Source organism: Protofrankia sp. CiP1_Cm_nod3 (genome assembly GCF_982290655.1).
Genome location: NZ_CEVIVD010000084.1, coordinates 20974 through 21696, shown reverse-complemented (window position 1 = coordinate 21696; position 723 = coordinate 20974). Strand labels below are relative to the sequence as shown.

The 723-nt window shown below is 68.5% G+C and carries 1 protein-coding gene; it reads left to right on the top strand.

From position 1 onward, the window contains the following. The first annotated feature begins 248 nt into the window (after positions 1 to 248). On the top strand, positions 249 to 692 hold the full coding sequence (locus AC5LUJ_RS16015) for a hypothetical protein (RefSeq protein WP_493465210.1): 444 nt from the start codon (positions 249 to 251) through the stop codon (positions 690 to 692). Positions 693 to 723 lie beyond the last annotated feature (31 nt).

Here is a 723-nt window from a genome sequence, read left to right as displayed (position 1 = left end):
CCCACCCGCCAGCCCCTGGTCGCATAATCCTGCGGCCAGCCGCCTTACCACCGGCTTGCGGAAACGACACACGACCAGCCAGGAATATGCCCGGCCCGCGCATAAAAAAATTGCCCGCCCGGACCGGTCGAGTTACAGTGCCAGCGGCATCACACCATGCACGTTCCGCGATGACCGGCGCCTTCTCTTCCCGTCGGACCGTCCGCGGAAAAAGCAGCCCGCCCAGGGTGAAAAGGAGAACGCGCAACATGATGAACTCTGCCCCACCCCCGGCAACGTCCACGCTCATCGAGCTGGTGAAAGACGCGGGCTTTCGCGTCCGGGACGCACACACCTATGTGCAGGGAAAGATAGCCGTGACCATCGACGGGTCCGTGACCGTCGCCCGGTATACCGACCCGGCCGGCCGGCTGCTGGACTGGTCGGCCCGCTTCGCCCCGGGCACCCCCCTGCCCCTGATCAGCGCCACGATCCGCTACGCCGGCGTCCCCGTGCCATGCCTCGACGCGGACCTCGCCGTCTGGCGGATATGGGACGGCCAGCGACTGACCGCCACCGGGCTGCACCGCCACGAGGCCCAGCAGATCCTCGACCGGACCGCCGACAGGTACCCGAACACCTACGCCGAGCACCCCATCACCGGCGAGGAACTCGTCCCCGCCCCGGCGGCGTCACCCCCCACCGGTCCCTGACCGAAGACCCGGTCACCTGTTCCCACCCCCA